General features: G+C 69.2%; 6 protein-coding genes. 3 read left to right on the top strand and 3 right to left on the bottom strand.

Annotated features, from left to right (window positions below; translation table 11 throughout):
- The first annotated feature begins 87 nt into the window (after positions 1 to 87).
- Entirely contained in the window at positions 88 to 1437 is a 1350-nt protein-coding gene (locus ACFU7D_RS26290) for a dipeptidase (protein WP_378727543.1), read from the top strand.
- A gap of 102 nt (positions 1438 to 1539) precedes the next feature.
- Here the strand turns inward: ACFU7D_RS26290 and ACFU7D_RS26285 are convergent, their stop codons facing one another.
- From ACFU7D_RS26285 to ACFU7D_RS26275, 3 genes are all read right to left on the bottom strand, one after another.
- Positions 1540 to 3309: a sensor histidine kinase gene (locus ACFU7D_RS26285; protein WP_378872948.1), complete on the bottom strand. Its 1770-nt coding sequence runs from the start codon at positions 3307 to 3309 to the stop codon at positions 1540 to 1542.
- Positions 3310 to 3482: 173 nt separating this feature from the next.
- Positions 3483 to 5327 carry a sensor histidine kinase gene (locus ACFU7D_RS26280; RefSeq protein WP_378872946.1) on the bottom strand — a complete coding sequence of 615 codons (1845 nt, stop codon included), beginning with the start codon at positions 5325 to 5327 and terminating at the stop codon, positions 3483 to 3485.
- Between the two features lie 47 nt (positions 5328 to 5374).
- Positions 5375 to 7264 carry an ATP-binding protein gene (locus ACFU7D_RS26275; RefSeq protein WP_378727540.1) on the bottom strand — a complete coding sequence of 630 codons (1890 nt, stop codon included), beginning with the start codon at positions 7262 to 7264 and terminating at the stop codon, positions 5375 to 5377.
- A 179-nt stretch (positions 7265 to 7443) separates the two neighbouring features.
- Between ACFU7D_RS26275 and purF the strand changes: the two genes are divergently transcribed.
- Both purF and purM read left to right on the top strand, forming a co-directional pair.
- A complete protein-coding gene (gene purF, locus ACFU7D_RS26270; protein WP_378872944.1) occupies positions 7444 to 8961 on the top strand; it encodes an amidophosphoribosyltransferase in 1518 nt (505 codons plus the stop codon).
- A 14-nt stretch (positions 8962 to 8975) separates the two neighbouring features.
- Positions 8976 to 10049, top strand: coding sequence for a phosphoribosylformylglycinamidine cyclo-ligase (purM, locus tag ACFU7D_RS26265; RefSeq protein ID WP_378872942.1), 1074 nt, complete (start codon positions 8976 to 8978; stop codon positions 10047 to 10049).
- Positions 10050 to 10078: the final 29 nt, after the last annotated feature.

Genomic DNA, 10078 nt, shown 5'->3' with positions numbered 1-10078 from the left:
GTAGCGAACTGTCCATATACCCGCCAGTAATAGGCAGTTCGCTACCGGACTACCCGACGCCCGCCCCCGCCCAGATAATCTCACCCTATGAGCCACTCCACCGAAGACATCAAGGCCCGTGTAGACGACCTCTTCCCCGGGATCCGCAAGGACCTCGAGGACCTTGTGCGGATCGAGTCCGTGAGCGCCGACCCTGAGCGCCTGAGCGAGGTCGAGAAGAGCGCCGAGAAGACCCGTGACCTCTTCGCGGCCGAGGGCTTCGACGTGGAGATCGTGCGTGCCTTCGACGGCGCTCCGCCGGCCATCGTCGGTGAGAAGAAGGGCCCCGAGGGTGCCCCGACGGTGCTGCTCTACGCCCACCACGACGTCCAGCCGGAGAACGACCACGCCGACTGGAACACCCCGCCGTTCGAGCCCACCGAGGTCGGGGACCGGCTCTACGGGCGCGGTGCGGCCGACGACAAGGCCGGCATCGCCGCCCACATCGGCGCGGTCCGGGTCCTGGGTGACGACCTCCCGGTCACCGTGCGCCTCTTCATCGAGGGTGAGGAGGAGGTCGCCTCGGCCACGCTGCCCCAGCTGCTGGAGAAGCACCAGGACAAGCTGAAGGCCGACGTCATCGTGATCGCCGACTCCGGCAACTGGGACATCGGCGTCCCGGCGCTGACCACGTCGCTGCGCGGTCTCATCCGCGTCGACGTCGAGCTCCGCACCCTGGGTCACGCGGTCCACTCCGGCATGTGGGGCGGCCTGGCCCCCGACGCGATCATGGCCCTCGTACGCCTCCTCAACTCCCTCTGGGACGAGAACGGCGCGCCCGCGGTCGAGGGGCTCGTCTCCGGGCAGGCGGCGGATGTCGACTACCCCGAGGACAGGCTCCGTGCCGAGTCCGGGGCCATCGATGGTCTGCAGTGGGTCGGTACGGGCAGTGCCGTCGAGCGGATGTGGACGCAGCCGGCGATCACGATCACCGGTCTGGACGCCCCCAAGGTCGACGGTGCCTCCAACACGCTCTCGCCCACCGCGCGCGCCAAGGTCACCATCCGGATCGCTCCGGGCGACTCCGGCGAGAACGCCGTCGCCGCCCTCACCCAGCACCTGGAGAAGCACGTCCCGTGGGGCGCCGAGCTGACCACCAAGGTCGTCGACACCGGTGAGCCGATCGCGCTGGACGCGACCGGTCCGGCCTACGACGCCGCCCGTGCCGCTTTCACCGAGGCCTGGGACGGCACCGCCCCGATCGACATGGGCGTGGGCGGCTCGATCCCGTTCATCGCGGAGTTCCTCGAGGCGTTCCCGCAGGCCAGCGTGCTGGTCACCGGCGTCGAGGACCCCGACACCCGCGCCCACGGCGCCAACGAGGGCCTCCACCTCGCCGAGTTCCGACGCGTCGTCGTCGCCGAGGCGCTGCTGCTCCAGAAGCTCGGGAGCCACTGACCGTTCACCGAGTTACCTCGGTCGAGTGGCGCTGCCTTCGTGGAGTTCCGCGAAGGCAGCGCGCACTCACCGAGCTACCTCGGTGAACATCCGCTCCGCTACCTAGACCCCAGGCAGCGTCAGCGCCACCCGGGTGCCCTCACCAGGCCGTGAGTCGAGCTCGACCAACCCGTGGTGGCGCCTGGTGATCTGCTCGACCAACGTCAGCCCGAGCCCAGCTCCGCGCGAACCACCGAGCGCGGAGTTGGAGCCTCGGTAGAACGGGTCGAAGACCTCCGGCTGCTCCTCGTAGGCGATGCCGACACCGGCGTCGGCGACGATGATCGTGACCTCGCTGCCGGCGCTGTAGAGCATCACCTGCACCCGCGAACCCCGATAGCTGTAGGTCAGCGCGTTCTTGACCAGGTGCAGGAAGGCCGCGCGCAGCTCACGAGGATCACCCACGACGTACGCCGGCCCGGTCGGCGTCGTCAGGACGCACTCGATGTCCTTCTGGGCCGCGTCGGGATCGAGCTCGTCGAGCACGTCGTCGAGCATCTCGGAGACCTCGATCGTGGTCTCGCCGGGGGCGTTGGCTGGGTCGCGGATCCGGGACAGGAGCAGCAGGTCGCCGACTATGCCCTCGATCTGGGCGCTGCGTACGGTCAGCGTCTCCACCTGGACGATCCACGGCAGGGTGTTGGCCTGCTCGCCGGCCAACGCGTTGAGCGAGGTGCCGAGCGCGTTGACCGGGATCCGGAGCTCACGGGCGACCGCCTCGATCAGCCGGTTCCGTTCGCGGTCGGCGTGGGCGAGCTGCTGGGCGAGGTCGCGCTCCTGCGTGTAGGCGTTGGCGGTGAGCACGATGCGTCCGAAGTCGCGGCCCAGCTCCAGCGCCAGCCGGCCCTCCGCGTCGGTCCACGTGGGCCGCCCCGGGGAGCGGAGCAGGACGATGTGGCCGAGCCACTCGTGGTCGGCGCCGACCGGCACGACCAGGGCGCTGGCCGCTCCCAGGGTCTCGAAGAACTCGTTCACGACGGCGGCCTGCTCGTTCCACTCCGAGGAGTCCGTGATCCGCTCGCGGCTCAGGATCGAGTAGGTGCCGTCCGCCCAGTATCGGGAGCTGTTGCGCGAGGTGAGCGAGGCCAGGCCCGGGTCGGGGTCCCAGTTGAGGCCCGGGGTCGCGTGCACGACCATCTCGTTGTGGGAGCCCTTGGTCGCCATCCAGATCCCGTCGGCACCCAGGCCGCGGATCAGCGCGTCGTGGCTGGTGTCGAGCACGTCGGCGAGGCTGAGCTTGGAGCTGGCGTCGCGCAGGAACTCCTTGGCGGTCTCCAGGTTCGCGGCGCGCTCGTAGAGCCGCTCGCGCTCGAGGTAGCCGCGCACGACCCGCTGAGCGCGCTTCGCGAACCGGTTGAGCACTCGGCGTTGGGTGAAGTCGGGCCGACGGCCACTGACCGGCATGTCCACCGAGAGACAGCCCTGGATGGAGCCGTCGTCACCGAGGATCGGCGCGATCAGCATGTCGTGGGGGTGCCACGCGTCGGCGGCGTCGATCATGTTGGTCGTCGAGACCCAGCTGCCCTCGTGAAGGTTCACCCGCTCCTGGGGGATGAACCGCCAGGCGCCCCAGTTCTCGCCGCGGGAGAGGTTGTCGCGCAGGTCGGAGAGGGCCCACCGGGTGCCGAGGATCTCGTCAGCCGTCTCCCGGCGCCCGTGCGAGTTCAGGCCGCTGATGAAGCCGTGGACCGCGACCACCTCGAGCTCGTCGCCGCGGACGACGTTGATCGCGGAGATGCCGAAGCCGAGCAGCTCGCAGATGCCTTCGGAGATCATCTGCAGCGCGGGATCTGCCACCGGCAGCGACGTCCTGCTCGGCGTGCTCGCAGGCACGTCGAGGGCTTCGACTGACTGTGGTGGGGGCATCCTTGCTCTCAGGTAGGTCGGTCAGGGCGGGTGTTGCAACTGCGTGGCAGTCCTGAGGACCTGGGCACCACGGAGTGTTGCACGAAACGCGCGCGCTGTGCAGCCGTAGGCGTCCGTCTCGACCAGATTGTGACGTTTGGTTAACCAAGCGAGGTGGCGTCGTTGGCCAACGGAAGGACGAGGGATACGCGGGTGCCGGTGCCGGGCTCCGAGCGCAGCGTGACGCGGCCGTCGTGGCGGCGGGCGACCCGGTCGACGATGCTGAGCCCGAGGCCGACGCCCTTGCGGCCACCGATCGCCTGGCTCGACCCGCGGTAGAACTCGGTGAAGACCTGGATCTGCTCCGCCGCGGGGATGCCGACGCCGTTGTCGGTCACCGAGATGGCCGCCTCGCTCGCGCTCTCCACGATGTAGAGCCGGATGTGGCCGCCGCGGTGGGTGTAGACCAGCGCATTGTCGACCAGCCGGAGGATCGCCGCCTTGATCTCGCTGCGGTCGCCCAGCACGTAGACGCTGCGCGAGGGCACGTCGATGCTCACCTCGATGCCACGCTTCTCGGACTCGTACGTCCTCTGCTCGAAGATCTCCTGCAGGAGGGACGTCAGGTCCACGGAGGCCAGCGCCGGCCGCGACGAGGGGTCGGAGAAGCGGGAGAACAGCAGCAGGTCGTCGACCATCGCGACCAGCTGGTCGGATCGGCTGATCAGGTTGCCGACCTGCTGGAACCAGGTCGGCGATCCGCGGTCCTCGTGACGCATCGCGTCGATGCCGGTGGTGAGGGCGGTCAGCGGGTTGTGCAGCTCCTGCGCGACGGCCTCGATGAGCCGGCTGTGCACCTTGTCGGCGGTGGCGAGCCGCTGGGCGAGGTCACGCTCCTGGGTGTAGGCGTTGGAGGTGAGCACGATGCGCCCGAAGTCGCGACCGAACTCCATCGCGAGGCGGCCCTCGGCATCGGTCCAGCGCGGCCGGCCCGAGCCACGCACCAGCACCAGATGACCCAGCGCGGTGGTCTCGACCCCGATCGGTACGACCAGGAGCGAGTCCGCCTCCACCGCGTCGAGGAACTCGAGGCCGAGCCTGGCGAACATCCTCCGCTCCGCGCTGCCCTGTTGCAGCGCGTGCCGGAGCAGCTCGCGGTTGACGATGGCGTGCTGGCCCGCGTTCCACAGCCGGGTGGCCTGGTAGGCCTGGCCTGCGGCGATGTGGTTGCTGTCGTTGGCGTTCCAGCCGAGGCCGGGGGAGGCATAGGCGACGGACCCGCCCTCGCCGTCCTGAGCCTGCACGTAGAGACCATCGGCGTCGAGACCCCGGCTCATCGCCTCCTGGGTGACCTCGAGCACCTCGGTGAGACCGAGCTGGGAGTTGGCCTCGCGCAGGAAGCTCTGAGCCTCGAGCAGGTTGTTGGCCCGCTCCTCAAGGTATTCGCGCTGCAGGGTCAGCAGCACGGTTCGCCTCGCCTGACGGGCGAACCGGTTGAGGATCCGCTGCTGGCGCCGGCCGGGCCTGCGTCCGTTGGTCGGACGGTCGATCGACAGTACGCCGACGAGCTCCCCGTTCTCGTCGTAGAAGGGCGCCAGGAGCTCGTCGAGCCGGTGCCAGTCCTGCGGGTCCTTCAGGATGTCCTCGTCGGTGTCGGGGACCCAGTAGCCCTCCGCCTCGCCGATGGTGTTCTTCTCGTGAGGGACGAACTTGATGTCGCCCCAGTCCACGGACATGTCCAGCAGGTCGGTGACCACCGAGACCGGGAACCGGGTGCCGAGCATCTCGGCGACGGTCATCTCGCCCTCGACGGTGTGGCCGGTCTCGTCCCCGTACGCCGCGACGATCTCGAACTCGTCACCTCGGCGGATGTTGATCACGGCGGCGCCGAAGCCGACGAGCTCGGTGACCCCCTCCGCGATCAGCTGCAGACCGGGATCCGGGCTCGGGTACGCCTCGGAGGCGCCGCTGGGCGCGTCCGGACCCTCTGAGGGCGTACTGGTCATGAGTTCTCCGCCGAGATGAAAATGCAACCCGTTCCCGTTGCGTAAGGTTAAACAATGGGCAGCGTCACACGGAATGTGCTTCCCACGCCAGGGGTCGAGTCGACGGATATCAGTCCGCCGCGCCGACTGACGATTCGAGACACGATCGTCAGTCCGAGACCGGTGCCTGGCTGTTTGAGTGCTGTGGGGTTGGTCGAACGGAAGAACTCGGTGAAGAGCCGGTCCTGGTCCTCCGGTGAGATCCCGAGGCCGTGGTCGGTCACCCGGAGCTCGAACCAGCCGGGGCTGGTGCGGGTGCTCACGATGACCTGACCGCCTTCGGGGCTGTATTTGATCGCGTTGGTGACCAGGTTGATCACCACCCGGTCCAGATCGCCCGGCGCGAGGGTCACGTAGACGTCGTCGGACGGCATCTCGAAGACGAGCTCGTGGGCGTCGCTGGTGGGCATCTCGGCGCTGAGCTGGCTGTGGACCTCCTCGAGCACGGGCGCGACCTGGATCGGCACCGTGGTCGGCAGGTGGTCGGGGTCGGAGACCTTCGACAGCATCGCCAGGTCGGCCACGATCTTCTCGGTGCGGTCACGGTTGCGGGTGAGCGCGGTCAGCACCTCGGCGTACTCGTCCTCGGACTCCGCGTAGGGCAGCGACTCGATGTTCCACCGGAACGCGGAGAGCGGGTTCTTCAGCTCGTGGGCGACCGTCGCGATCAGTCGGCTCTTGTGGGCCTCGAGCTCGCGCAGGGAGTCGACCGCCGCCTTCTGGCGCAGGTAGGCCCTGGAGTTGTGGACCACGCGGCCGAAGTCGCGGCCGAGGTCGGCGGCGGTGATCAGCTCGAGCTCGCTCCAGTGGGGCTTGTCGGGACCGCGGCCGAGGAGCATCGCGCCGTACCAGGTCTGGCCGGAGCCGATCGGGACCCCGACGATCGAGCCGACCTTGTAGTGACGGATCCACTCGGTGATCAGCTGCTGCCGCTCCGGGTCGGGGTGGGGGAGCCGCTCGGCGCCGTCGGGAGTCTGCACGGTGATGCTGCGCTGGTCCCAGAGGTATTGCCCGTAGTCGACCATGAACTGGCTGGTCAGGTCGTCGATCGGGAGCTTGAAGTCCTCCCGGTAGATCTTGGTGCGGATGCCCCGGCCGCCCGGCTTGGACATGTGCAGCCAGAAGTCGGTCAGGTCGAGCACGTCGACCAGACCCGTGCTCAGCGAGTTGAGGATCTCGTCGGGGTCGAGCTCGCGTCCGGCGCGGCGGATCACGTCGCGCGCGGCCTCGGCGAGGCGTACCTGCTCGGAGAGCTCCTCACGCTCCAGGGCGAGCAGGATGGCGCGCTGCGCCTGCACCGCGTGGCGGCCGAGCACGGCGCGCTTCTCCGGGTTGGGGCGGAGGCCGTCGGTCGGGACGTCGACGATCAGGGTGCCGCGAAGCTTGCCGGCGTCGTCGCGCAGTGGCGCGACCAGCAGGTCGAGCGGGTTCCAGGCGCCCGCGGCGTCGATCGTGGTCATCGTCGGGATCCAGCCGTACACGTCGGCGTTCGGGTCCAACCGCTCCGCCGGCACGAACTTGAAGATGCCCCAGTCGTCGGCCCGGGCGAGCTCGGCCTCGAGCCGCTCGATGGGGGTGACGGTGCCGAGCAGGTCGGCGCGGGCGGACTCCTGGCCCGAGACCACCACCATGTGGAGGTGGCCGTCGGCACGCGCGACGCTGATCGTGGCCATCTCGAAGCCGGCCAGCGCGGTCAGGCTGTCGGCGATCAGCTGGAGGTCGGAGAGATCCTCGCCGGGGGTGAGCAGACCACCGATCTCGGCCAGATCGGTCGTGATGGTGGTCATCGTCGTGGTGAGGTCGCTTCTGGCGCGTTTCCCGCCCAACGGTGGTGGGGCGAATCCCGGCGGCACCGTCAGTCGGTGACCGCCGGCGGGCTTGGGCGCTGAAGAAGTCATCGGATCGATTATCCGGGAAGTCGGTCCCGGGCGGTAGGGCAGACGTGGATCGTTCTTTACATTCATGATTCCGAGACGTTCATGTGACCACCCTTACAGGACTGTCAAGGGTTCGCTGATCGCCTGCGTACGGCCTTACACTCGGTGCCGTGGTCAACCTCACCAGCTCAGGTAGGCACGTGTCCCGACGCAAGGGTGGCGACGGCCGGCTCACCGCCGCCCTCGACCCCCACGACCAGGGTCCTCAGGACCACTGCGGGGTCTTCGGTGTGTGGGCGCCGGGCGAGGACGTCGCGAAGCTGACGTACTTCGGCCTGTACGCGCTGCAGCACCGTGGCCAGGAGTCGGCGGGCATCGCGGTCAGCAACGGGCGCCAGATCCTGGTCTATAAGGACATGGGCCTGGTCAGCCAGGTCTTCGACGAGCCGACCCTCGAGTCGCTCAAGGGTCACGTGGCCATCGGTCACGCCCGCTACTCCACCACCGGTGCCTCGGTGTGGGAGAACGCGCAGCCGATCTTCAAGCCGACGCCGGACGGATCCGTCGCACTCGGCCACAACGGCAACCTGATCAACGTCTCCGAGATGCGCTCGGCCGTCGAGGCGCTGCCCGAGCACTCCGAGGGCCGCCACGCCCCGGTGTCGACCAACGACACCTCGCTGCTCACCGAGCTGCTCGCCTACCACCCCGACTCCTCGCTGGAGGCGCGTGCGCTGGAGGTGCTGCCGACGATCCGCGGCGCCTTCTCGCTGGTGTGGATGAATGAGGACACCTTGTTCGCCGCGCGTGACCCGCAGGGCATCCGCCCGCTGGTGCTCGGCCGCCTCGACCGCGGCTGGGTGATCGCGTCGGAGGACGCCGCGCTGGCCACCGTCGGCGCGAGCGTGGTCCGTGAGGTCGAGCCCGGCGAGATGATCATCATCGACGAGTCCGGCCTGCGCTCGGTGCGGTTCGCCGAGACCGACCGCAAGGGCTGCGTCTTCGAGTACGTCTACCTGGCCCGCCCTGACGCCAACATCGCCGGGCGCAACGTCCACGAGTCCCGCGTCGAGATGGGCCGCGAGCTGGCCCGCGAGTTCCCGGTCGACGCCGACCTGGTCATCCCGGTGCCCGAGTCCGGCATCCCCGCCGCGACCGGCTACGCGCTGGAGAGCGGCCTGCCTTTCGGCCAGGCGTTCGTGAAGAACGGCTACGTCGGCCGCACCTTCATCCAGCCCTCCCAGACCCTGCGCCAGCTCGGCATCCGGCTCAAGCTGAACGTGCTCGAGCACATGGTGCGCGGCAAGAAGGTCGTCGTCGTCGACGACTCGATCGTGCGCGGCAACACCCAGCGCGCCCAGGTGCGGATGCTGCGTGAGGCCGGCGCCCTGGAGGTCCACGTGCGGATCTCGTCGCCGCCCGTCAAGTGGCCGTGCTTCTACGGCATCGACTTCGCCACCCGCGCCGAGCTGATCGCCAACGGTCTCTCCGTCGACGAGATCGCCGCCTCGGTCGGTGCCGATTCGCTCGGCTACATCTCCCTCGACGGGATGATCTCGGCGACCCGCCAGGAGCGCACCGCGCTGTGCACGGCCTGCTTCACCGGCGAATACCCCGTAGAGCTGCCCGACGAGAGCTTGCTCGGCAAGCACCTCCTCGAGGTCTCGCTGCAGTCCCCGACCGAGGGCAAGGCCCTGCCGGTCCTGAACAACCCGTGATCGGAGATCCACCAGTGAGCCAGACCGAGCCGACCAACGCGTACGCCGCAGCAGGTGTCGACATCCACGCAGGCGACCGCGCCGTGGATCTGATGAAGGTCTGGATCGAGAAGTCCCGGCGCCCCGAGGTGCTCGGCGGCGTCGGCGGCTTCGCCGGCCTCTTCGACGCCAGTGCCCTGAAGGCGTACGAGCGTCCGCTGCTGGCCACCTCGACCGACGGTGTCGGTACCAAGGTCGCGATCGCGCAGGCGCTGGACAAGCACGACACGATCGGGTTCGACCTGGTCGGCATGGTCGTCGACGACCTGGTCGTCTGTGGCGCCGAGCCGCTGTTCATGACCGACTACATCGCCACCGGGAAGGTCATCCCGGAGCGGGTCGCGGCGATCGTCAAGGGCATCGCGGAGGCCTGTGTCGAGGCCGGCTGTGCGCTGGTCGGTGGCGAGACCGCCGAGCACCCGGGTCTGCTGGCCGCCGACGAGTACGACGTGGCCGGCGCGGCCACGGGCGTCGTCGAGGCCGACAACCTGCTCGGTGCCAATCTGGTGAAGGCGGGCGACGTCGTCCTCGCCATGGAGGCCTCTGGCCTGCACTCCAACGGCTTCTCCCTGGTCCGCCACGTGCTGCTCAACTCCGGCGCCTACACGCTCGACGCGCAGATCTCCGAGTTCGGCAGGACCCTGGGCGAGGAGCTGCTCACCCCGACCCGTGTCTACGCCAAGGCCTGCCTGGAGCTGGCCCGTGGGACGAAGACCCACGCGATGTCCCACGTCACCGGTGGCGGCCTCGCCGCCAACCTGGAGCGGGTCATGCCCGCGGAGCTCTCCGCGCGCATCGACCGCACCACCTGGACCCCGGCGCCCGTCTTCGACCTCGTCCGCCGCACCGGCTCCGTGGCGCTGGAGGACCTGGAGATGACCCTCAACTGTGGCGTCGGCATGGTCGCGCTGATCGACCCCGAGGACGTCGACGAGGCCGTACGCATCCTGGCCGGCTACGACATCCGCGCCTGGGCCGCCGGTGAGGTCACCGACACCCCGGGTGGCAAGGTCGAGCTCACCGGCTCCTACGCCGGCTGGACCGCCTGAGGCTTCACGACGGACGAAGGGCGCCGGAG

It is taken from the genome of Nocardioides sp. NPDC057577 (assembly GCF_042801335.1).
Taxonomy (GTDB): Bacteria; Actinomycetota; Actinomycetes; order Propionibacteriales; family Nocardioidaceae; genus Nocardioides.
Note: the sequence above shows the minus strand (reverse complement) of the source record. Positions and strands in the feature narration are given on the sequence as shown.